The organism is Enterocloster citroniae (genome assembly GCF_040545455.1).
GTDB lineage: Bacteria > Bacillota > Clostridia > Lachnospirales > Lachnospiraceae > Enterocloster > Enterocloster citroniae.
In genome coordinates this window covers 114,064-137,172 of record NZ_JBEPLZ010000011.1, presented here as the reverse complement: position 1 = coordinate 137,172, position 23,109 = coordinate 114,064, and the positions used below count along the sequence as shown (strand labels likewise).

The following is a 23,109-nucleotide window of genomic DNA, read 5'->3' as shown; positions in this document are numbered from 1 at the left end:
ACAATGATTTCCTTGTTAAGGTTTCTTTGGAAAATCCCGGCGATATGCCGATCGGGCGAATGCCCTATGATTTTTTAAGATATGATTATCATACTACCAGGAATCCGGTGAAGCAAGCATTTTTAATTCTAAATCCTTCTTATATTCTTGCTCCGGTGCTGCTGAAATGCTATATTGACAGAAACTAAAGGCAAGAATCAACTTGACATATATGGCTATAGATGTCATAATAATAGTAATCAGAATTGTTATTGATATTTCAATATACTCTCGGAGTCCCCGAGAGTACGCCTTATTTTAAAGGAGGTACCCCATGGAATTTATAAGCAGTATCACCCTGGCCGAATGGATCATCATGTTTGTTGTATTCACCGTGATCGGAGCAGCCTACTGGCTGATCGAGGACTCCCGTAAACGAGGAATGCCCGTAGGAGGCAAGGCATGCGGAGGCTGCCCCCATTACTGTCAGATCAACCGTAACTGTGACGGCACCCCAAGATCACAGGGCAGCACGCCTGAGGAAGAGACCATGAAGAAGTAACCCCTTAAAACACAAACCATTAAGACACAAACCATCAAAACAAATTCATCAAAACAAATTCATCAAAACACAGATGGAAAGCCAGGCCGGAGAAATCCAGCCTGGCTTTCTATCTGTTGCAGACAATTCCATGTTCCGCCCTCTGCCTGCAACATATGATTGTTCTGATCCTACTGTTTCACAATAAACGACTTCCTCTTACTCGCCACATCAAAGATAACCGCTGCCAGCAGCACCGCGCCCTTTACCACCTTTTGCAGGTTCTGGTCCACGCCCATGATGCTCATTCCCAGATTCAGGACGCCCATAAGGGTGGCTCCGATAATCACGCCGGGCACGGTTCCCGTACCGCCGTAGGCGGATGCCCCTCCGATAAAGCAGGCGCCGATGGCATCCATCTCATAGTTGTTGCCTGCCGTGGGATTGGCGGAATTAAGCCTTGCCACGGTAACCATTCCGGCCACTGCGGCTAAAAGCCCCATGTTCAGATATGCCAGGAAATACACGCGGTTGGTATCTATGCCTGAAAGCCTGGTGGCCTTTTCATTGCCGCCCACTGCATAGAAATACCGGCCGGTGGTGGTTTTTGAGGAAATATAACTGTAAATTCCGATGATCACGCTGACCCAGACCAGCGCATTGGGGATCCCTTTGTACTGGGCAAGCTTGAAGGTAAAGAACAGGACCACCCCGCTTATGATCACGATCTTTGCGATCACTCCCCCAAGTGGGTCTACCCGGTATCCCTTCTGCAGTTTTTTCATGCGTCCGTAAAGGCTGCTTACCGCATAGATCAGGCTGACCGCAACCCCGGCCAGCATACAGGTCATGTTCAGGCCTTCCATGCCAAAGATATCCGGGACATATGTATTAAACAGGGTTAAGAACGGATCCGGTATGGGGGATAATGTCATTCCCTGAAGCACCACATTGGACAATCCGCGAAACATAAGCATCCCTGCCAGGGTAACAATAAAGGGAGGGATCCTCACATAGGCGATCCAGAATCCCTGCCATGCGCCAACTGCCATGCCGATCATGGCCATGGCCAATAGCGTAAGGTAGGGATTGATTCCCATATTGATCATCATGCTCCCTCCGATGGCTCCCACAAAACATACCACGGAGCCAACGGACAGGTCGATATTCCCTCCTGTAAGGATACAGAACAGCATGCCGGTTGCAAGGATGAACACATAGGCGTTCTGGGCGATCAGGTTGTTCACATTCTGGGGCAGAAGCATTTTTCCCCCTGTATTTACAGTGAAAAGGATTACGACCACGGCCAGGACAATGACCATGGTATATTTCTTTAACACCTCAGATAATTTTATCTTGTTCTCCATACTCTACTCTCCTTTATCTGATTTCAGGATACAGGACATGATGTATTCCTGGGTGGCTTCCTCCGCCTTTACCTCGCCGGCTATCCTGCCCTCGTTCATGATATATATGCGGTCAGACATTCCAAGGACTTCCGGAAGCTCAGATGAGATCATGATAACGGACTTCCCCCCGGCTGCCAGCTGGTTGATGATACAATAGATCTCGTACTTGGCCCCCACATCGATCCCTCTGGTGGGCTCGTCCAGTATCAGAATGTCCGGTTCTGCAAACATCCATTTGGCCAGCAGCACCTTTTGCTGGTTCCCGCCGCTTAAATTCCCCACATTCTGCTCCACGGAGGGACATTTTGTTTTCAGTTTGTCCCTGTACTCCTCCGCCACCATGTACTCTTTGTCCTTGTCAATAACCGTATGCCTGCTCACCGCCTCCATATTGGCAAGGGTCGTATTGGTTTTAATGGCGCTGGAAAGGATCAGGCCGTTCCCCTTCCGGTCCTCGGTCACATAAGCCAGCTTATGGCGGATGGCATCCCGCACTGAATGCAGCTTGATCTCCGTTCCATGAATAAACAGTTTTCCCGAAATATTGGTGCCGTAGCTTTTTCCGAAAATACTCATGGCCAGCTCTGTCCTCCCTGCTCCCATAAGCCCGCAGATTCCAACCACCTCGCCCTTTCCCACACGGAAGGATACATTGTCCACCACCTTTCGGTCAGAATACAGCGGATGGTATACATTCCATCCCCGCACCTCCATGGCGGTTTCTCCCACATGGACGCCGGTACGTTTGGGGAAGCGGTCCACCAGTTCCCGCCCCACCATTCCCTTAATGATCCGGTCCTCAGTAACGGCATCTGTTTTTTTGTCCAGTGTCTCTATGGTGGAGCCATCGCGGATCACTGTGATCTTATCCGCCACATATGCGATCTCATTGAGTTTATGGGAGATGATGATGGATGTCATTCCCTCGGACTTAAACTTAAGGAGCAGTTCCAAAAGCGCCCTGGAGTCATCCTCATTCAGGGAAGCCGTTGGCTCATCCAGGATCAGCAGCTTCGCATGTTTTGCCAATGCCTTGGCTATCTCCACCAGCTGCTGTTTCCCCACCCCGATATCCTTTATCAGCGTATGGGAGGATTCCAAAAGCCCCACTGTTTTCAGGTATTCGTCCGCTTCCCCGTAGGTTTCATTCCAGTTGATCGCGTATTTTCTTCCCTTCTCATTTCCAAGGTACATGTTCTCAGCAATGGACATATAGGGCACCAGAGCCAGTTCCTGATGGATGATCACAATGCCCTTTTCCTCACTGTCACTGATACGGCTGAATTTACATACCTCGCCGTCATAAATTATATGGCCCTCATAGCTTCCGTAAGGGTAAATGCCGCTGAGTACATTCATCAGCGTGGATTTCCCGGCGCCGTTTTCACCTACCAGAGCATGGATCTCCCCTTCCTCCACCTGCAGGTTAACATTATCAAGAGCCTTTACGCCCGGAAATGTCTTCACGATATTCTTCATTTCCAATAGTATTTTTGCCAACGCTCTCCCTCCCTGAACAAATTTAAGTTTGGGACGGCCCTGCCCTGCGTGCCTGATGGTCCAGACAGGCTTTGGTGCATCAGCCATCCCTGAAATTTGTTTTCCCCCGCCGCTTTACAGGCAGGGGAATCCGCTTCTGAATGCTGATCTACTTGATCTGATCCTCGGTGTAATAACCGGAATCCACCAGCATTTCCTTGTAATTATCAGCTGTGACAACCACCGGCTCACACAGATAAGTGGGGATCACGCCTGTACCGTTGTCATAGGAAGAGGAGTCGTTGATCTCGGCTTCACCGCCCTGCATAACGGCATCCACCATCTTGACCACCTGGGTTGCAAGGGTACGTGTGTCCTTGAACACGGACATGGCCTGTTTGCCGCTGAGCATGTTCTTAACATTTGCAATGTCACAGTCCTGGCCTGTGATGACAGGATAGGTTCCCGTGTAGGAGGATGCCAGGGCATTTTCCACACCCAGTGCAGTGGAGTCATTGGAGCAGAGCACTGCATCCAGCACGGTGCCGTCTGAGTAATTTCCCGCAATAATGGTATCCATGCGGTTCTGGGCTTTTTCAGAATCCCAGTTGGCAGTGGCCACCTGCTCAAATGCGGTCTGGCCTGATTTCACAACCAGCTTGCCCTCATCTATGTATTTTTGCAATACGTCCATTGCTCCGCCAAAAAAGAAGTTACAGTTATTGTCAGCCGGGTCACCGGTGAACAGTTCAATGTTCTTTGGCTCTGTGGCTGTCTCAAGTCCAAGGGCTTCCACCAGGTACTCCCCCTGTTTCTGCCCTACTTTATAGTTGTCGAAGGTTGCATAGTAGGTAACCGCATCCGAGTTCATGATCAGGCGGTCGTAAGAGATGACCGGAATTCCGGCCTCCTTTGCCTGCCCCAGAGGCTCGCCCAGGGAGCTTCCGTCTATGGATGCGATTACAAGCATCTGGCAGCCGTTGGAAATCATATTCTCAATCTGGGATACCTGGGTCTGGACATCATTGCTGGCATACTGCAGATCCACCTCATAGCCTGCTGCCTCCAGTTCCGCCTTCATGTTGGCGCCGTCCTGGTTCCATCTCTGGAGATCCTTTGTGGGCATTGCAACGCCGATCAGGGCTCCTGCTCCCCCGGACGGGCCGGTCTTGTCCGCTGCCGTGCCTGCTTTGTCCGCTGCCGCGTCTGAACTGTTCCCTGCGTCCTTTGAGTTTTCCCCGCCCTCTGTCTTTGCCGTCTCAGCCGCGGCCGGCGCCGCACTGTCCGCCGCCTTTCCTGAACCGCATCCGGTCATCAGGGAAGCTGCCAGTGCCATTGTTAGTACGGTTGCAAAAAGTCTTTTTTTCATTGATGATTCCTCCTCCAAACATTTATTTTTGATGTTCTTATCCTATCACAACCAGCACAGGACTTGCTTGTGAACCAGTAGCACAAAAATATGAGTTTGAAAAAAGAGGAGGACAGGGCTGGACATTTTCACAGCAAAAAAATGCTATATAACATATCCTCCGGACATGGCATGATCATGCACCGTGTGGTAAAATAAGGGAATCTGATCAAGAGAAAAAAGATGGCAAGTATGGAACAGAACACATTTGAAATAACAGAATTGAGAAACCACCCTGAATGGGCGGACCGCGCCGCCGGGTGGTTTCATGAAAAATGGAAGGTCCCCCGGGAAAAGTACAGGGACAGCATAAACGAATGCATTGCCCGGCAGACAGGAGTCCCCCAGTGGTACATTCTCCTGAATGACCGGCAGTCCCGCCCTATTTTCTCACATTTAAATACACATCCTCCTCAGCATGGAATCCACCTTTGATGATCACCTCATCCATGTTGTCCCTTGTCACTGCCACGGGAACCAGTTCCCTGTACGGCACTTCATAGGTGCCGTCATCAATGGTCTTGGTGATATCGGCCAGTTTTTCTCCCCTGCCCAGTTTTACCGCATACTCTGCCGCAAGTCTGGCCTCCTCCTCCACGGATTTGAAGGCTGTCATATTCTGGGTGCCCTCCACGATCCGCTGGCAGGCCATCAGGTCGCCGTCCTGGCCTGTCAGGACCACCTTCCCGGCCAGTCTCTCCTCTGAGAGCGCCCGGAAGGCCTGGGTGGCAAGATCGTCATTGCCGCACATAACGCCTTTGATGTCCCGGTGCTGCGCCAGTCCCTCCTTTACATAGGTAAAGGCATACTCTGCCAGCCATCCCTCGCAGTTGGCCTTATAGACCACATTCAGACCGCTTCCGGCCAGCACTTCGTTGAATCCTTTCCGGATCTGGAGCACATTTCCGTCTGTCTCAGGTCCCTGTATCATGAAAATATCGCCGCCCTCAGGCACGTGCTCCAGGAAGCACCGGGCCATCAGCCGTCCCACCTCCTCATTGTCAAAGGATATATACAGGTCACAGTCCGCGTTGGTGATCAGCCGGTCGTAGCTCACGGTCCTGATTCCCGCATCCTTGGCCTTTTTCATCACGTCCGACAATGCATCGCAGTCACCGGCAACCACTGCGATCACATCCATCTGTTTCTTAATAAAGTACTCGATCTGTTCAATCTGCTCCTGCACATCCCCGTTGGCATTCTGGACATTCACGTCCGCCCCCAGGGCCTTGGCGGTTGATACAAATACATCCCGCTCCCTGATCCACCGCTCGATCACAAAGGAATCAAAGCTGAGTCCGATCTGCAGACGGCTTCCTCCATCCGTGCCGCTGGTCTCTATGGCCTCCTCCGTCTTTTTGCACCCGCCCAGGACCACCGAACACGCAAAGGCTGCAGCCACAGTAATAATTCCTAATTTTTTCCATATTTCTCCCCGCATAAGCTTCTCACCTCTCCCTGTACTCGCTGGGGGTCTTTCCCTCGTACTTTTTAAAAATACGGCTGAAATAATTCGGGTCGCTGTACCCGCACATGACACACACTTCCTTGATGCTGTACCTGGGATCTCCCAAAAGCTGTCTGGCGTGCCCGATCCTGGTGCGGGTCAGGTATTCGATGAAGTTTTCCCCCACCTCCTGTTTAAACAGCTTGCTGAAATAGTAAGGGCTGATATCCACCAGCCGTGACACATCATCCAGGGAAATATCCTTGGCAAAGTTTTCATTGATATACCCCTTTACCCTGGAGACTACATTCTCATTTTCCCGTTCCCTGAATGTGCTTATATTCTCACAAATCTCCCTTGTCTTCCCAATAAACCAGTGCCGGAGGGCATTCATATCCCCTGCTCCCTGGATCTCATTCAGGTAATTCTCCCTGTAGCGGAATCCATACTGGACACAGCCCATCTCCCACGCCTTCTGCTCCAGGCGCATCACCAGCTCCAGCACCTTCACCTCGATGTTGGCTCTTACATTCCCAGCATGGGCCACCATCCAGTCGAAAAACTCATTGGCGCAGCCCGCAGCCCCTTCCCGGTCCGCCTTGACTCCTCTCTGGAAATACTGGACCTCCAGTTCCAGGGGGTACTCCCCGTCATAGTCCGCAACCGTGGAAATGTCCATGATATGGACCACATGGCTGTCACTTTCCCTCAGGGCCCTAAGCGCTTCCTTGTAGGAATCCCTGGTATCCCTTACAGGTTTCACCGTGCCGATACCGCCCCTGAACCGGATATCAATGGCGCCCTCCAGTTTATGGATCATATTTCTGGCCCTGGTAATGATCTCCACCCGTTCCTCATAGCGGGTCTTCTCACTGTCAAAAGGCGCCAGCAGCACAATCCTGTTCCCCATGATCGGGCCGATGATGCAGTCAAAGTAATCCTTTACCAGCTCCCGCAGCTGGTTATAGTGTTTGTTTACCCGTACATTGGCGCCCACTGCATTGGTCATAAGCCCGTCCACCATGCTGTCCCCGAATTCCAGCACCACCATGAACCCATACTGTTTTCGGATATCCAGCATGTCCAGATAATCGCTTCTGTAAATATCCGTGTCATCCTGGAGAAGGTTGTAGATAAAGCCGCTCTCGATCATGGGAACCACCAGCTCCAGCTTTTCCCTTATCTTCAGGTCATCGCTCAGCTTCTGCCTGGCCTCCTCCACCTGCCGCATGGCCCGGATGCTGACTTCCAGTATTTTCTTTTTATTCACCGGCTTAGTGATAAACTCCATGACCCCAAGATTGACTGCCTCCTGTGCATAGGAGAACTTGTCATAAGCTGTTATGATGATAAAGACCATGGATGAATTAAATTTACGCACTTCCCTGATGGCCTGGATACCGCTCAGCCCGGGCATCTGAATGTCCACAAAGGCAATGTCCGGCCTGAAAGCCTCTGCCTGCTCGATCACTGCCCGTCCTGTTTTCACGCACATAACCTCACATTCGCTTCCGAAATTAGAAAGTATGATGCTTTTGATGGACTCCAGCATGATCCCTTCGTCATCTGCTACTAATATCCTGAACATATATCTGCCTCCTTATGTTGGCCCGGCGTGTGTGTTTGGGATTGTGAGGATAACAGCCGTTCCGCAGTCTTCCCCCTCACTGGCGATCTGAAGCACCTGCTCCGTGCCATAGTACAGCCGCAGCCTGGATATCACATTTCCCAGGCCGATTCCCGTGGAATCACTGTCCTTAGCCACCCGGGTCCCTGAGAGTATTTCCCGGATCTGTTTTTCTGTCATTCCCCGTCCATTGTCTTCCACGCGTATTTCGATCCGGTCTTCCTGTTCCCCTATCTTCAGGCGGATCTCCCCCTGCCGCTCAATGCCGCGTATGCCGTGATTAACCGCATTTTCCACCAGGGGCTGTAAGATCATGCTGGGTATCTTGTGTTCCAGAGCCCCTTCATCCACCTGGGAATCGTAGTGGATGTCGCCTGCAAACCGCACGTTCAGGATGTAGATGTAGTTTTCCACTGTCTCCACCTCTTCCCGTATGGTGGCGTCCTCCGATCCCTTCTTTACATTGTAGCGGAAAAGGTCAGCCATTTTCTCAATAAATACCGATGTCTTTTCCGCATCCTCCATTACTGCCAGCTGGACCCCTGCGTTCAGGGAATTAAACAGGAAATGGGGATTGATCTGTGACTGCAGGTATTTGAGCCGGGCCTCCTTCAGGTGATTTTCCATGAGAAGCTCCCGCGCCCGCATCTCCTGCTCCTTTTCCGCGCTTTCCCTTATCTTGTTTACATACTGGTCCAGGCTGTCCACCATCTGGTTAAATGTTCCTGTAACGATCCCCAGCTCATCTCTGGACTGGATGGGCGTCACTTTTACATGGAAGTTCCCCTGCCCCACCAGCTTGGCGGTCTGCGCCAGATTGGTGAGCGGGGTCACAATATCCCGGGTCAGCATCATCATGACTGCCAGGCTGATGACCATGACGATACAGAGGATCACAAGACTGATGATCTCCAGATACCGCAGGGCGGACTGGAGTGTCTGGTAGCTGGCGGAGTTATTCTTAAACTGCTGCCCGTTAAGCAGATCGATATCCTGGTTAATGTACTGAAAAAGCTTCAGGGCGGATTCATAGGAGCTTTTGTATTTTTCCACGTTCAGACCCCTCTTGGCCTGCACCGCCTCGTCCGTAACCACCAGGTAGGTCTCCGACATGTTCCGTATATTTTTCTCAAGAATGCGGATGGGATTGTCCGTGATCTCCATATTCAGTCCGTTTAGCAGGTCGCGGTACTCCTGTTCCGCCCGGTAGTAGGCGGTGAGGGAATCCGAATCCCTGACCTCCAGATACTTGTACATGAAATTCTGCACGTCATCCAGACATTCGGACAGCTCATTAAGGTTTACATTGCTGGAGTACACGGAATCCATCCTTACCACCAGTTTGTTGATCTGGGCATAGATCAACAGGTTGCTGGCAAACAGCGCAGCAGCCGTCAATGCGATCTCCAAAAATAATTTGTGGGTTATAGGAAGATTTTCCCAGAACCGCGCCCAACGTTTTCCCATAAATGTCCCTCTACTGATCCATATCTATGAAATAAGAAACATTTTCACTGGTTACAAACTGAAGGCCCACGCTGTAAAAAGAATTGGTCCTTCCGTCCCTGATGCACTCCATCATGGCCTGCATACTGTCACGCCCCATCTGCTCCGTGTCTATGTAAAGAAACATGGCCATGGTTCCCCGCCGGACCGCCTCCAGGGTGGCGGCGGACTTATAATACCCGATAACCTGTGTCTCCCCCACGCGGTTATAGTCGATCACGGCCTGATATACCGCCTCGGTATCCACCTCATCCATACACACAATGATATCCGGCGCTCCCTGCTGGTTCTGGAACAGGTTCCAAACAATCTCCTCGGATTCAAAGGCACGCTCCGAGGAGATCCTGATCTCCTCCACCTTTACACGTTCCGCCGTCTCCTCAGATGTGACCATCCTGTTATTGATCTGGTAAAAGATCTGTGACTGGTTGCTGTCAATGGCATTGTCATGGAGCAGCACCGTGATACGCAGGGATTCCCTGTCCTGGGGAAGTATTTTCCAGATCTGGCTGGCGTACTCCTGTCCCAGCTGATATGGGTTGATGCCCACATAACTTTTCCGCTCCGTCCTGGGGGCATCGTTTAAAATGGTGACCACCGGTATGCCCTGGTCCGTGGCCTCATTGATCTTTTCCTCCAGCGCCTCCTCGGCCGTACATTCCAGCAGGATCCCATCCACCTTTGCGGCAATGCTCATGTCCATGAAGTCCGTCATGGAATAAGCGGAAGACTGGTTTGTCCCCTTCAGCTCCACATACGCGTTCTGGTCAGCTGCCTCCTCCTTTACGCTGGCGTAAACATCCTTCCAGAACTGGGATTCCGTATTACCCACGATCATCACAAAATGCTTGTCATAGCTTCTTATATTTTCCGCATGATCCACACCGATCTTTTCAAGCACGTATCCGTAAAAGGAAATGGTCAAAAGGGTGAGAAACATGATGCTGAACAGGCCGGCAAATACCAGCCAGAATAATTTCTTTTTATTCCTGTCCATCCCCTCACCCCCCTCTCCTTGTCTTTCATTATTATACAAAACAATTCTTTAAAACAAAAGCAGGATAATCTTGCAGTGGGATAGCATTTTTTTGCACAAGCCGCAAATCACCTTCTCCTGCCAAGGGCACCCTTGCTTCAGATCCGCGGCCTGTAAAAGAAAAGGACACAGATACAGCCGCAGCCAAAACTTCAGGCCATCGTTTAAGCGATGGCCTGGGCTTTGGTTACGGCTGCATGGATTCATACCGGTATAACGCTTGGTTTTTATGCAAATGGATTTTCTGTCTTATACAGCATTCCCTTGGGTTGGTTAAACCCAATCTCCTCCACATCCACTCCAATGTATTTGAAGATCTCGTAGATGGCTTTTCCGTAATGGCCAAAGGCAACCGCGCCATGGTGCGGGAAATTCTTCTCGATCAGTACGTGACGGTAGAACCTTCCCATCTCAGGGATGGCAAATATGCCAATGGCGCCAAAGGAACGGGTTGCAACAGGCAGCACCTCTCCCTGTGCAATATATGCGCGCAGCTGGCTGTCAGCCGTGCTCTGGAGGCGGTAGAAGGTAATGTCCCCGGGAGTAATGTCTCCCTCCAGTGTGCCCTGGGTCACTTCCTCAGGAAGCGCCCTGGCCATGATCAGCTGGTACTTCATCTCACAGAAGGACAGCTTCTTGGAGCTGGTATTGCCGCAGTGGAAGCCCATGAAGGTCTCCTTCTGGGTGTAGTCAAACTTGCCCTTGATGTCCTCCTCATACAAATCTGCCGGAACAGAGTTGTTGATATCAAGCAGTGTTACCGCATCCTGGCTTACGCAGGTTCCGATGAACTCGCTGAGAGCGCCGTAGATATCCACCTCACATGATACCGGGATCCCCCGTCCTGTGAGGCGGCTGTTTACATAACATGGAACAAATCCAAACTGGGTCTGGAACGCGGGCCAGCATTTGCCGGCAATGGCAACGTATTTGCGGTATCCCCTGTGCTCATCGATCCAGTCTAACAGGGTCAGCTCATACTGGGCCAGCTTTTCAAGGATCTCAGGCTTCTTGTTCCCGGTCCCCAGTTCAGCTTCCATATCCTTAACCACATCGGGAATGCGCTTATCTCCTGCATGGCGGTTAAATGCTTCAAACAGGTCCAGCTCGGAATTTTCCTCGATCTCCACGCCCAGGTTGTACAGCTGCTTAATGGGCGCGTTGCATGCCAGGAAATTCAGGGGCCTGGGTCCAAAGCTGATGATTTTAAGGCTGCTAAGCCCAACCACGGCGCGCGCAATGGGAACAAACTCCTCGATCATATCAGCACATTCCTCTGCCGTTCCCACCGGATACTCGGGGATATATGCCTTAATATTGCGCAGCTTCAGGTTATAGCTGGCATTCAGCATACCGCAGTATGCATCCCCTCTTCCCTGTACCAGGTTATTGCCGCTCTCCTCAGCCGCTGCGATGAACATGGACGGCCCGTCAAAATGCTTTGCCAGCAGTGTCTCGGAAATCTCCGGTCCGAAGTTGCCCAAATACACCACCAGGGCGTTACAGCCCGCTTTTTTTACATCCTCCAGGGCCTGTACCATGTGGATCTCACTTTCAACAATGCAGACCGGACATTCATAAATGTTTGCTCCGTCATATTTGTTTTTATATGCTTCCACCAGGGCCTTTCTGCGGTTTACGGAAAGGCTCTCCGGAAAACAGTCGCGGCTTACAGCCACAATACCGATCTTCACCTCAGGCATGTTAATCATAGTATGTATCCTCCATCTTCTTTTTGTGTGATCATGAAAGGGAAATGTTCTCCCCTGTCAGTCCGATCCAGGCGCCTTCATCCAGGCCGCCCTCCTCATGGCCGATCAGCCACTTATTCCTGGCTGCCAGCAGCTTTTCTTCTCCGCACCGGTCCACGGGCCTGTGGTCCAGCTCCATATTTGTTCCCTGGGGAAGCACCACCACGCAGCGGAACCCTTCGTCCCCGGCCTCACAGGGGGCGTAGTGAAGGGTGGTGGCATACACTTCTATAAGGGTGCCCGCAGGCACCAGAAATGCCTTTACCTTTGATGTGTCATAGGTGAAATCCTCCGAAATATCCTGCTGCTTGCCCAGAAGCAGGATCAGGTCCTTCACCGCCAGGTTCACCTCTGAATCCCTGTGATATTCCAGGGCATTCAGCTTTCTGTTGTGTCCGTTGCAATACCCCACCTGGATCTTCATCTGGCCGTAAATCCCATCTGCCAGCTCTTTGGCAGCGGACAGCGCCTCCAGCTCCGGCACCGAAGCCACATAAACCACTCCTTCAGGCAGAGGAGTGGATTCCATTGCCTTCATAAGTCCGCTTACATCATATCCTTCTATGACCCGGCCGTAAGCCTTAAATTCCGGTCCGCGCACATCCATCACTTCCATGTCGTCTCCTCCTGGATCATGGGCACCTGGCCGCCGTATATGGACAGCTCCGGTCCCTTCATGTTCTTTCTCTCTCCCCGGTAAGCTCAGCCCTTCAGGCCGGCCAGGGTTTTAAAGTCCCCTTTCAGGCTGCCGTACAGGTGCTGATACAGCCTGTGGTAATCCGCGTAAACCTCCGCGTTGTTCTTTACAGGATCCGTGCTGCTCTTTTCACTGATCAGCCGGCTGCAGGCCGTCTCCACATCAGGATAGATCCCGCATCCCACGCCTGCCAGGATGGCAACTCCCAGGGCGGGTCCTTCGTCCTGTCTGACGGTCTTTACAGTACATTGGTACAGATCAGCCAGCATCTGCCTCCACACAGGGCTTTTGCCCCCGCCTCCGCAGGCCATCATCTGGGTGACCTCCACGCCCATCTCCTTCAGGATCTCATTGCAGTCGCACAGGGAATAGGAAACCCCCTCCATTACCGCCCTGAGCATATGCTTCTTGGTGTGGATGGCAGAGAGTCCGAAAAAGACGCCCCTGCAGTCCGGGTCCAGATGAGGGGTACGCTCTCCCATCAGGTAGGGAAGATAAATAAGGCGGTCGCTCCCCGGCGCTATGCCAGCCGCATCCTCATTGATCAGGTCATACACATCCTTGCCCCTGGTCCCGGCCTCCTCCACGTAATCCTGGCAGAACTGGTCCTTAAACCACTTCAGCGAAAGGCCCGCCCCCTGGGTGACGCCCATGATATGCCAGGCCCCCGGTACGGCGCAGCAGCATGTGTGCACCCTTCCCTTGGGGTCAATGGAAACCTTGCTGCTGTGAGCAAATACCACACCGGAAGTTCCGATGGTGGTAAATGCAGTTCCATCCCTTACGATCCCTGTTCCCACTGCCGCGGCCGCATTGTCCCCCGCTCCCCCTACCACCTTCACGTCCGCGGTAAGCCCGGTCTGGTCCGCCACAGTCTTAAGCAGGGTGCCTGTCACCTGGCAGGACTCGTAAACCGTTCCCAACAGGGACTCATCGATATCCAGGGCATGGAGCACTTCCTCCGACCAACACCTGCCGGGCACATCAAGAAGCTGCATGCCGCTGGCATCCGATACCTCGGTGGCAAAATCCCCGGTGAGCACATAGCGTATGTAATCCTTTGGAAGCAGGATATGGCGGCATCTTTGATAGTTCTCAGGCTCATGCTTCCTGACCCAAAGTATCTTTGCCGCAGTCCATCCTGTAAGAGGCGGATTGGCTGTGATCTCGATCCAGCGCTCCCTGGGCATGATCTCCAGCATGTCCTCCACTTCCCTGCCCGTCCTCTGGTCGCACCAGATAATGGAAGGGCGGATAACCTCGCCTTCCTCATCCAGCATCACAAGGCCATGCATCTGTCCTGAGATGCCGATCCCCTTAATCTCCTCTGCCGGTACACCGGACTGCTCCGCCACTGCCTTCAGGGTTGCGAGGACTGCGTCCCTCCAGTCCTCAGGCTTTTGTTCCGCCCACCCGTTCTCAGGCTGGTACAGCGGATACTCCCGGGAAGCTGAGGCAACCACGGTGCCGTTCTCATCAAACAGCACGGTCTTTGTTGCGGATGTGCCCACGTCAACGCCTATCAGATAATTCATGTTTTGTTCTCCTTTCTGTGATTCCACCGGAATCTTCAAACAAAATCATTCCTAATAACGATTATACCCATAAAACGTTCAGCTTTCCAGATTCAAACTTATCTTCATAACAGCACTTTTTTGCCCTTTTATAATTTTTCTTTTACCAAATCCATGGCTGTCAGCTCTGCTTTCCCCGGGGACCGTCCCCTTCCCCCTCCATCATCCTGCGGTATTCGCTGGGAAGACATCCGTAACGTTTGGAAAACGCCTTGGAAAATGCCCGTCCATTGGGGAATCCGTTGTTCAGAGCCACCTCCGTCAGGCTATGGCTGGTATTCATCATTTCCCTGAGTCCGTATTCGGTGCGGAGATCCAGCAGATAGGTCTTATAGCTGACACTGGCATACCGCTTAAACATCCTGGACAGGTAGGTGGGGGAAAAACCAAAGGTAGCGGCCAGGCTTTCCAGTGAGATATCCTTATTATAGTTATTCTTTATATAGGCCGTAATATTGGAAAGCTTGTCCAGATGGCGCTTATGGCGTATATTCCCCAGATCCTCCTCCGCCCGCATAAACCGGGTCACCAGAAGATAGAGCAGTTCCATAAATAAACTCTTTACCTTTAATTCATAGGCAAATTCCTTCTGTACATAGGTTCTGTAGATCCGCACGATCAGCTGTACCAGATTCAGGTTATCCTCATCCGACTGTTTGGTAAACAGGGCGTAATCATCCTCATCCAGATATCCCTTAAAGCAGGACACAGGAATCTGCACCACAATAGTGGTATTGGGGTCCGGCACCTCGATGGAGTGGATCTCATTGGAGTTGACGATCACAAAATCAGCGGCCTTTAAAGGAAGCCTCTTATTATTGATGAAAAACTCCATCTGTCCCTCCAAAACCAGGAAAATCTCCACGGAGCGGTGCCAGTGTTTGGGCACGCGGTAATTGCCGTCCTTTCCCTCAAACAGGAACAGACGGAATGGAAGGTCTTCATTGGGAATGACCAGTTCATGCTTATAATCCATATTCATCTTCCTATTTCTCCTGTAAAGCCCAGAGTATGTGCGCAAATGCTCTAAGACAACCATTTCTTGCCCTTTTTACTTATTAAAAGGGAAAATACCCTTAGAGATCAAACAGATGCAGGCCAATCTCCTCATTCATCTTCCGCTCCACCTGGCCGGACATGATATTTACAAAAATTTCCGCAGTAGCACTGATCACAGCCCGGATCATATGTCCCCCGTGGCATTCCCCGCGGTCCAGGTTTCCAATCACCATATGGACATGCAGGTACGGCTCCCCATCCAACCTTGTAATGCTGCCTGTAATGGAAGCGATCTCATACGTTCCCTGGTAGCACGCCTCTGTAAAGCCTTTTGTCTCCGTGTCAAACATCCCCAGTTCCACCAGGGAAGCTGCTCCCAGTCCTGAGATCTCAGCCAGCCGGATGTCCTCCTTTCTGCCGACCTCCAACAGGCACTCCCCCACCTCTTCCCCCGGGTCCAGGCGAAGCACCAGTCTTTCTCCCCATCTCTTATATTCCATCATATCCTCCTTCTATCTCATTGAACCATAAAAGTCTCGATCTCGGGAAATGCCCTCAACGCGTCCTCCCGTCCCAGCTCATACATCTGGCGGATCCGCTCCGGATCACGCTCTGTCCGCCGGATCTTAATGAGGCGGCTGGGGCGGATAACATACACCTGTCCCTCCCGCTCAAGACGCTGGATTTCATCCAGTTCACGGTTATACACAAGGTGGCGTCTCCGGGCCGCCTCCACAAATTCCGGATACTCCCTGAACGCCCTTCGTATGACGGGCATCATGGGATTCTGCTTTTTCCGGTATCCCGCCGGCCGTGTCAGTATCACAAGAGTTCTTTTGTACCCCATCTTTCTGAAAGCCCCCACCGGAATGGAATCCGAAACCCCTCCATCCAGCAGCTTGCGGCCGTCCAGCTCCACCATGCGGGAAGCAAGGGGCATGGATGCGGAAGCACGCACCCAGTCAATGAGTTCTCCCCTGAGGCTCGGGCAGTAATGGTACACGGGCTGCCCTGTCTCCACATCCGTGCAGGTCACATAATACCTGGTGGCGGAAGCCTCAAAGGTATCATTGTCAAAGGGATCCAGCTTTTCCGGAAGCTCATGATAGCAGAAGTCCTTTCCAAACATATCCCCTGTTCTGATCAGGGATTGAAAACTCATGTATCTGGGATCCCTGCAATATTTCAGATTGTACCGGATGGAGCGTCCCTTTTGCTCCGATACAAAACTGCACCCATGAATAGCTCCTGCCGAAACGCCGATCAGCCCATCTGCATGAATATTCTTTTCCAGCAGCACATCCAGCACGCCTGCCCCGTATATGCCGCGCATTGCTCCGCCTTCCACCACGATTCCTGTTTTTATCATTTCCATTCTTCACCTCTTACTGCTCTCCGCGGCCAAGGCATCACACAGTCGCCTTTGTCCGCTGGGGAAATCCGCTTCTGAATGTTGATTATACTCTTTTTACCGCAAAAAAACAATCAAAAGGCCGCGGCGGTCCGGCTGATCCCCAGCTTTTTCCACCACAGCCTTATATCCAACATTTAAAGGGGATCCCCGCCGCAGGTTCCATCACGGGAGGGACGACCCTCATTTATCCATCCACCGGTGCATGACCTCCAAAAGCCGGTCAATTTCCAGGGGCTTTGCAATATGTTCACTCATTCCCGCCTGCTTGGCCCGGTACACATCATCGGCAAATGCATTGGCTGTCAGGGCAATAATGGGAATCTCCGCCCCATCCGGCCGCTCCCCTCTCTCCCCCATGGTACGGATGGCCCTGGAAGCTTCATAACCATTCATCACAGGCATCTGGATATCCATAAGGATCAGGGCGTATGTACCCGGCGGATTCCCTGCAAACAGGTCCACAGCCTCCCGGCCATTGACAGCGCAGACCGTCTCCAGCCCTTGCAGCATCAGAAGTTCCTGCACGATCTCCCGATTCAGGTCATTATCCTCCGCCAGCAGGATCCTGGCGCCTGGTTCAAAAGCCGCGGTCCCGGACGGATTACCGGTGTTGTGACACCGGCCAGCCTTCTCACCGGCCGTCTGCGCCCCAGCTGGCTCACCGGCCGGCTCCCCGGCTTTATCCTTTGCCTTCCCCGGCGCCTGCCCATCCTCCTCTGGTTTCTCTCCGGCCAGCTTCATAAATACAGTTACCACAAATCTGGTGCCCTCGTCCAGCCTGCTCTCCACCTGGATGGTCCCATTCATCATCTGGACCAGATTCCTTGTGATGGCAAGTCCCAGGCCGGTTCCCTGGATTCCCCTGACCCGCGCGTCCGCCGCCCGCTCAAAGGGGGTAAACATCTTTTCCTGGAAAGCAGGGGACATACCGATCCCATTGTCCTCCACCGTAAACTCATAGCAGCCCACATGATCCTTCCCGGAGGGCTTTTCCTCCAGGGCCGCACGGATACAGCCCTTTTTTGGAGTGTACTTTACCGCATTGGACAGCAGGTTCAGAAGGATCTCCTTTACCCGGACCAAATCCCCGTAAACAGCGTCATGGCTCAGATCACCCACATAAACCTCCAGGTGCTGCTCCTTTTGTTCCGTGTCCGGGCGGATCATCAGGCCGATCTCCCGCATCATACCATTCAAACTGAATACAGACTCCGTAAGGCAAACGCTGCCTGATTCTATCTTAGACATGTCCAGCACCGCATTGATCAGTCCCAGCAGATGGTCCCCCGACATACGGATCTTGGAAAGACAGTCCGCCACCTTCGCCTTATCCTCCAGATATCCCTCTGCCACTGCAGCCATGCCCAGAATCGCGTTCATAGGCGTGCGGATATCGTGGCTCATCTTGGATAAGAACTCAGATTTCGCCTGGTTTGCGCGGTTCGCTGCCGCGTACGCCTCCTCCAGGGCCTGCTTGGCCTTGCGCTCCTCCTCACGGTGCTCCAACTCCTTTTGCTTTTCACTGCTGATATTGCGGAATGCCAGGATCACAGTCTTAGGCCTTCCCCCTTCCATGGCAACCAGATGGATCTCCAGCCTGAGCCACATGGGAGATTCACTGGCGCCGGCCGCCATCCTGAACTCCGCTTCCATGTGTTCATTCTTCTGGGTGATCATCTGCATAAGCCAGTCTTTGTCACACATCAGCTCTATCTTATGCCAATCCGTATCATCCACCTGATTCAGGATATAGCTTCGCAGGATGGATGAAAATTTACCGGCCCTGGGCAGCAGTTTCGTCTCCCTGGCATCCGGCACACGCACCCCATAATAGCTGTCCTGAGGCAGATTTACATAGAAAATGCTCACATACACCCCGTTTATTGCCAGCAGGGCCGACTGGTTCATATGGAGCCGTTCACTGTTTTCAAACAGAAGGGATTTCATACTGTGAATATTATAGAGTGCTCCCACCACACGGCCGGGCTTTCCATCCTCCTGTATAAGGCGGCTGTTCACCCTGTACCAGATATATTCGCCCTTTTTCCCTCCGGGAGTGGCACAGCGCACCTCAAAGGCCTCCGCCCTGCCTTTGCATATATTGTCGATCACCATGGGGACATCATCCGGATGCACGATCTGCTGCTCTACCAGCGCCTTAGAGTACGGATGCAGCTCACCGCGCAGGATTCCCTCCCCCAGCCTGGGCTCATAGCTGATAAATGTATCAGAATCCATCAGGTATTCATACATGACGGCAGCACTGGCCTCCATGGCCACACGGTACATTTCCTGTTCCCTATCCAGCTGCTGCTGAAGTGTTTTGCGGGCCGTGATGTCCACCAAGGTGCGCTGAATGATATAATCCCCTTCCGGTGTGGTCCCCACCACCATGTTGGTTCCATCCATCCAGTGGATGGAGCCGTCCTTCCACTGCGCCCGGTATTCCATATCCTGCCTGTCCCCGGGACTTTGAAGCTTCAGATAACAGTCCCGCAGCCGTTCCTGGTCCTCCCTTAGGACGGTTCCCAGCACGCCGTCATGCCAGTCCCTCAGTCCTTCCTCCACACTGTCATATCCCAGAAGGGTCAGCGCCGCCCTGTTGGCGGAGATGAGCCGGTAGCCCTTGTCCCGGCTCCGTGAAAAACGGATAATGCCGCAGGGCACCGTATCATAGATACTGCTAAGAAGCCCTGTCTGTTCCCGCAGACGCCTGGCATCCTCCTCTGCCTGAAGGTTCTTTTTCTGCATCTCCTCCTCCAGCCGGTTCAGCCGTTCCTGGACATACTCATAGGACTGCCTTCCGATCTTCTCAGGGAACTGCTCCCCCTCCATCATCTCCTGATATGGGTTGGAACAGTGGATATGGGAACACTTAAGCCCCTCATCCGTTTCCTGGAACACAAATGACACCCTCTGATGCACTTTCAGGTACATCCGGGTGCTTGGATCCGTGGCGATCCACATCCTCCCTGTCACTATGTAAAAACCTGCTGCCGGCTGGATGACATCATATTCCTCATCCCATATATTACACCTGGGGATTTCGCCCTTCATCTGCCGGAATGCGCCGGTGCACGCCTGGCGTCCGGCTATATACTCATCTTCCCCCGCGCCCATCCATAAAAACTCCGGGGCAAATGCGGATATGATACTATCAACATCATTTTCACAATAGTGCAGGTGCATCAGCCGGCTTGCCAGCCGCTTTGCATCTTCCATGCGCTGCGCGCCTGTAACCCCATTCTGTTTTCCCACAATCATAACCTGCTTTCACTTATCTGCGAAAATAGCTTGCTGTTTTAATCATACTTGATAAACAAGGACGCGTCAAGAAAAAAGCCGGGGCTGCGGCACCGGCTCCGGGATAAAGCTCCCCAAAAATAAGGACAGCTAAAAAACCAGCCGTCCTCTGTGTTCCTGTTATTTTTTCCTGGAAAATCTTACCTGGCAGGTAGGACATCCGTCTGCAATGGTATCGCCCAAATGGAAGTCAAATCCCATTGCCTTAGCTATATTCCTGTCACCGTCCATGGCCATATCGCACAGCTTTGCACACAGGGCATCGTCAAAGCCAAGGTCCTGCCATGCCTTTAACAGCGGACAGTGGTGAAACTCCACATCCAGGACATCGTCATTCTTCTCCTTAACTTCTACCTCAAAGGATTTCTGAAGAGTTGGCGTAAACATGGTATTAAAAAAGCTTTCGCAGCTCTCCGGCTTCTCGCAGCGTTCCCTGATCTCACTTCCCTGTACTCTTCCCGTCTCACTGATAGCCTTGCGTATAATGGCCTCAACCTCTTCTGCCCTTCCTTCTTCTACGGCATATTTGTAGGTTAAACCTGTCCATGTGGATCTATGTCCGATGGCCCCTCTCTGAATATTAACCTTCTCGTCATCCTTAATTGTAATTTTGTTGTCGATCATCTTAAATATCCTCCTTTTTCTTTTGCTTTCTATTTTGCTTTCTATTTTGCTTCCAGCCTGTCATAAGCATAGGTTGGATTAAGCGTCATGCTTCTTCCACCGGATACTTCAATCGTAACAGCAGTCATATAGCTTGCAGCGTCACTGGCAAGAAATACAATTGGCTTTGCAATTTCTTCCGGTTCAGCCATTCTGCGAAGCAGAGTAGATGATGCATTACGGTCCAGCTCCTCCTGACTGATGGCTTTTTTTACCAGAGGCGTTACGGTAAAGCCCGGCATAATACAGGTTACTCTCACGTTATGTGCGCAGTACTCTCCGGCAAAGGTGTTGGTCAGATTGTTAACCGCGGATTTTAATGGTCCGTAAAGAGTACTTCTTCCCGCGGAAGAGCAGCGCGCAGCAAGGGAACTTACATTGACGATCGCCCCCTTCTTCTGCTCCTTCATATATCGGAATGCCGCCTGACAGCCGTAGATCACCGACTTAAAGCAGACTCCTGTCATGAAGTCGATCTCCTCATCATCATACTCTTCACCTTTCTTATAACCTGTGGCACCTACGTTATTCACCCACACATCCAGACTTCCAAAATGGTCATGGACATGCTCTGCAAACGCATAATTTTCCGCAGCCGATGATACGTCAAATGCCTCATAATACACTTCTCCCAAACCGGAAAGCGCCTGGGCAGCTTCCTTTAATTCATCCTCATGACGGGAACAGACAGCAACCTTTGCGCCCTCTTTCAGAAAGGCTTCCGCCGTTGCATAGCCGATTCCCTTGCTGGCTCCGGTCACTACCACCGTCTTGCCCTGTAAACCTAAATCCATGGAATACCTCCCGTAAAACCTTATTTAAAGAACATGGCCATAACGGCTCCTGCAATGAATACGGAACCGGATGTAGCGCTGACAAAACCTGCAACCAGCGTCTTTGGAAGCATATGCTGCTCCAGAACCTGATACTCCTCTTCATTTTCCGCACATACCTTAGCTGCCTCAACACTTAAAGTATAGCTGGCCGGAAAGCCCCCTGCAATGGAACCTAAGCCAAGAGCAAATGCCATCGGCGTGCTCATCCCAAGCTTCTTTCCAAGAGGGATAGCGAAAACTGCAATGCCAATGGTTGAAAGCACGATCAAAATTGCAAAATCCTTGATCAGCTGAACCACTGTATCCGGCGTACAGCTGCTGAGCTGTGAGAATACAAACATCATGATGATCGTGTAAACAAAACCCATACTACGGGAACGAACCAAAACATTCTTCTCTGTAAAGCCAAAGGCTGTTGCAAATACTCCAAGGATCAGCGCCCATACGAACTTGGAAATATATCCACCGCTTAACTTATCCAGATAACCGGACATCACGGTAAGGATTACCATTGTAAACAGATATGTAAAGTCGCTCTTATACTTGCCGGGCAGCTGAGGGAAAAGAACATGTTTGTTTTCCTCTGCAGCCGCCGTCTTCTGTACTGCTGCTGTCTGCCAGGTTCCTTTTCTATACTGGTTCAGTACAGAATATCCTTCCTTCTTCAGACAGATGCTGGTCAGAGGATATCCCACAAAACCCTGCAGTACGTATACCGCCATTGCAAGGATTGCAAGATGCTCTGTAGGCGCAACGGACTGCATCATCATAGCTGCCACAAAACCGCCTGTCAGAGGAGGAGCTGCAACCGCCGCTGTCTCCTTGCCCAGGACCAGGGTTCCCACGGTCAGGATAACCACCAGAATGCCCAGCATACCCGCCAGAGTGACAACAATCGTTTTCCACTGATCGATCAGTTCCTGGATATCCAGCATGGTTCCCAGGTGCACAACCATCATCATAACCAGAAATGTGGGTAAATTTGCGGCAACTCCCCCCTGCTGAAGGATGTCTGCCGGCAGGAAGGTCCAGAATCCGATTACAAATAACACTGCCGTAATAAACATGGATGGTACAAATGCTTTCGTAGCGGTAGAAATGACCTCTCCAATAATGACCAGAATCAGCATGGTCAAAAATGCGGTCTGTACATCCCACTGCGCCTCTCCGATGGCAATCTTATAAATGCCAAAATACAGATAGGCAACAGCCATGAGAGCAAGCAATCCATAACCGATCCACTTTTTGGAATTCTTTTGTTCGCTCATACTCAAGCCCTTCTTTCTTTTGTTTTTCTCCCTCTTGGAGCTTCTGTAATCATATCACAGATTTTTTCCATTCACAATATATATTGTGATTTTTGTCATTATATACAATATATTTTAATAATATTTGTAGCTTTTCAACAATTTTTATTAAAATCTTCCCCTGCTTTTTATT

At 51.5% G+C, this 23,109-nt stretch carries 19 protein-coding genes; 2 read left to right on the top strand and 17 right to left on the bottom strand.

Annotated features, from left to right (window positions below; translation table 11 throughout):
- Positions 1–188: hypothetical protein (locus ABID13_RS16145; protein WP_354021056.1), on the top strand; the 188-nt coding region annotated here is incomplete at its 5' end.
- A gap of 125 nt (positions 189–313) precedes the next feature.
- Positions 314–541: a hypothetical protein gene (locus ABID13_RS16140; RefSeq protein WP_007861027.1), complete on the top strand. Its 228-nt coding sequence runs from the start codon at positions 314–316 to the stop codon at positions 539–541.
- 170 nt (positions 542–711) lie between these two features.
- On the opposite strand, the gene mmsB is transcribed toward ABID13_RS16140, so the two are convergent.
- The 17 genes from mmsB to ABID13_RS16055 all read right to left on the bottom strand — a co-directional run bounded on the left by mmsB (position 712) and on the right by ABID13_RS16055 (position 22,937).
- Complete coding sequence (mmsB, locus tag ABID13_RS16135; protein ID WP_007861029.1) at positions 712–1,887, bottom strand: multiple monosaccharide ABC transporter permease; 1,176 nt, start codon at positions 1,885–1,887, stop codon at positions 712–714.
- Positions 1,888–1,890: 3 nt separating this feature from the next.
- Positions 1,891–3,429 carry a multiple monosaccharide ABC transporter ATP-binding protein gene (mmsA, locus tag ABID13_RS16130; protein WP_007861031.1) on the bottom strand — a complete coding sequence of 513 codons (1,539 nt, stop codon included), beginning with the start codon at positions 3,427–3,429 and terminating at the stop codon, positions 1,891–1,893.
- Between the two features lie 148 nt (positions 3,430–3,577).
- Positions 3,578–4,777, bottom strand: a complete 1,200-nt coding sequence (chvE, locus tag ABID13_RS16125) for a multiple monosaccharide ABC transporter substrate-binding protein (RefSeq protein WP_007861033.1) — start codon at positions 4,775–4,777, stop codon at positions 3,578–3,580.
- A gap of 421 nt (positions 4,778–5,198) precedes the next feature.
- Positions 5,199–6,257, bottom strand: coding sequence for a sugar ABC transporter substrate-binding protein (locus tag ABID13_RS16120; RefSeq protein ID WP_007861035.1), 1,059 nt, complete (start codon positions 6,255–6,257; stop codon positions 5,199–5,201).
- Positions 6,258–6,264: 7 nt separating this feature from the next.
- Entirely contained in the window at positions 6,265–7,851 is a 1,587-nt protein-coding gene (locus ABID13_RS16115; protein ID WP_048929729.1) for a helix-turn-helix domain-containing protein, read from the bottom strand.
- A gap of 12 nt (positions 7,852–7,863) precedes the next feature.
- On the bottom strand, positions 7,864–9,357 hold the full coding sequence (locus ABID13_RS16110; protein ID WP_007861038.1) for a sensor histidine kinase: 1,494 nt from the start codon (positions 9,355–9,357) through the stop codon (positions 7,864–7,866).
- Between the two features lie 10 nt (positions 9,358–9,367).
- The gene (locus tag ABID13_RS16105) at positions 9,368–10,393 is read right to left on the bottom strand and encodes a substrate-binding domain-containing protein (protein WP_007861039.1); all 1,026 of its coding nucleotides are present in this window, start codon (positions 10,391–10,393) and stop codon (positions 9,368–9,370) included.
- A gap of 266 nt (positions 10,394–10,659) precedes the next feature.
- Positions 10,660–12,144 (bottom strand): L-fucose/L-arabinose isomerase family protein, encoded by a 1,485-nt coding sequence (locus tag ABID13_RS16100; protein ID WP_045092803.1) that lies wholly within the window; start codon positions 12,142–12,144, stop codon positions 10,660–10,662.
- A 31-nt stretch (positions 12,145–12,175) separates the two neighbouring features.
- On the bottom strand, positions 12,176–12,799 hold the full coding sequence (locus ABID13_RS16095; RefSeq protein ID WP_048929728.1) for a DUF4867 family protein: 624 nt from the start codon (positions 12,797–12,799) through the stop codon (positions 12,176–12,178).
- An 86-nt stretch (positions 12,800–12,885) separates the two neighbouring features.
- The gene (xylB, locus tag ABID13_RS16090; protein WP_007861043.1) at positions 12,886–14,415 is read right to left on the bottom strand and encodes a xylulokinase; all 1,530 of its coding nucleotides are present in this window, start codon (positions 14,413–14,415) and stop codon (positions 12,886–12,888) included.
- A gap of 160 nt (positions 14,416–14,575) precedes the next feature.
- The gene (locus ABID13_RS16085) at positions 14,576–15,430 is read right to left on the bottom strand and encodes an AraC family transcriptional regulator (protein WP_040415783.1); all 855 of its coding nucleotides are present in this window, start codon (positions 15,428–15,430) and stop codon (positions 14,576–14,578) included.
- Between the two features lie 100 nt (positions 15,431–15,530).
- Entirely contained in the window at positions 15,531–15,956 is a 426-nt protein-coding gene (locus ABID13_RS16080; protein ID WP_242827899.1) for a PPC domain-containing DNA-binding protein, read from the bottom strand.
- Between the two features lie 14 nt (positions 15,957–15,970).
- A complete protein-coding gene (locus ABID13_RS16075; RefSeq protein WP_040415785.1) occupies positions 15,971–16,819 on the bottom strand; it encodes a patatin-like phospholipase family protein in 849 nt (282 codons plus the stop codon).
- Positions 16,820–17,047: 228 nt separating this feature from the next.
- Complete coding sequence (locus tag ABID13_RS16070; RefSeq protein ID WP_048929727.1) at positions 17,048–20,131, bottom strand: ATP-binding protein; 3,084 nt, start codon at positions 20,129–20,131, stop codon at positions 17,048–17,050.
- Between the two features lie 159 nt (positions 20,132–20,290).
- Entirely contained in the window at positions 20,291–20,794 is a 504-nt protein-coding gene (locus tag ABID13_RS16065; protein WP_007861050.1) for an L-2-amino-thiazoline-4-carboxylic acid hydrolase, read from the bottom strand.
- A gap of 41 nt (positions 20,795–20,835) precedes the next feature.
- A complete protein-coding gene (locus ABID13_RS16060) occupies positions 20,836–21,627 on the bottom strand; it encodes an SDR family NAD(P)-dependent oxidoreductase (protein ID WP_007861051.1) in 792 nt (263 codons plus the stop codon).
- A gap of 20 nt (positions 21,628–21,647) precedes the next feature.
- Positions 21,648–22,937: a hypothetical protein gene (locus ABID13_RS16055; RefSeq protein WP_048929726.1), complete on the bottom strand. Its 1,290-nt coding sequence runs from the start codon at positions 22,935–22,937 to the stop codon at positions 21,648–21,650.
- Positions 22,938–23,109 lie beyond the last annotated feature (172 nt).

What these genes read in the sequence shown, in the direction of transcription:
- ABID13_RS16140 (WP_007861027.1), top strand. Translation starts at nt 314, where the DNA reads ATGGAATTTATAAGCAGTATCACCCTGGCCGAATGGATCATCATGTTT.
- mmsB (WP_007861029.1), bottom strand. Translation starts at nt 1,887, where the DNA reads ATGGAGAACAAGATAAAATTATCTGAGGTGTTAAAGAAATATACCATG.
- chvE (WP_007861033.1), bottom strand. Translation starts at nt 4,777, where the DNA reads ATGAAAAAAAGACTTTTTGCAACCGTACTAACAATGGCACTGGCAGCT.
- ABID13_RS16120 (WP_007861035.1), bottom strand. Translation starts at nt 6,257, where the DNA reads ATGCGGGGAGAAATATGGAAAAAATTAGGAATTATTACTGTGGCTGCA.
- ABID13_RS16115 (WP_048929729.1), bottom strand. Translation starts at nt 7,851, where the DNA reads ATGTTCAGGATATTAGTAGCAGATGACGAAGGGATCATGCTGGAGTCC.
- ABID13_RS16110 (WP_007861038.1), bottom strand. Translation starts at nt 9,357, where the DNA reads ATGGGAAAACGTTGGGCGCGGTTCTGGGAAAATCTTCCTATAACCCAC.
- ABID13_RS16105 (WP_007861039.1), bottom strand. Translation starts at nt 10,393, where the DNA reads ATGGACAGGAATAAAAAGAAATTATTCTGGCTGGTATTTGCCGGCCTG.
- ABID13_RS16100 (WP_045092803.1), bottom strand. Translation starts at nt 12,144, where the DNA reads ATGATTAACATGCCTGAGGTGAAGATCGGTATTGTGGCTGTAAGCCGC.
- ABID13_RS16095 (WP_048929728.1), bottom strand. Translation starts at nt 12,799, where the DNA reads ATGGAAGTGATGGATGTGCGCGGACCGGAATTTAAGGCTTACGGCCGG.
- xylB (WP_007861043.1), bottom strand. Translation starts at nt 14,415, where the DNA reads ATGAATTATCTGATAGGCGTTGACGTGGGCACATCCGCAACAAAGACC.
- ABID13_RS16085 (WP_040415783.1), bottom strand. Translation starts at nt 15,430, where the DNA reads ATGGATTATAAGCATGAACTGGTCATTCCCAATGAAGACCTTCCATTC.
- ABID13_RS16080 (WP_242827899.1), bottom strand. Translation starts at nt 15,956, where the DNA reads ATGATGGAATATAAGAGATGGGGAGAAAGACTGGTGCTTCGCCTGGAC.
- ABID13_RS16070 (WP_048929727.1), bottom strand. Translation starts at nt 20,131, where the DNA reads ATGATTGTGGGAAAACAGAATGGGGTTACAGGCGCGCAGCGCATGGAA.
- ABID13_RS16065 (WP_007861050.1), bottom strand. Translation starts at nt 20,794, where the DNA reads ATGATCGACAACAAAATTACAATTAAGGATGACGAGAAGGTTAATATT.
- ABID13_RS16060 (WP_007861051.1), bottom strand. Translation starts at nt 21,627, where the DNA reads ATGGATTTAGGTTTACAGGGCAAGACGGTGGTAGTGACCGGAGCCAGC.
- ABID13_RS16055 (WP_048929726.1), bottom strand. Translation starts at nt 22,937, where the DNA reads ATGAGCGAACAAAAGAATTCCAAAAAGTGGATCGGTTATGGATTGCTT.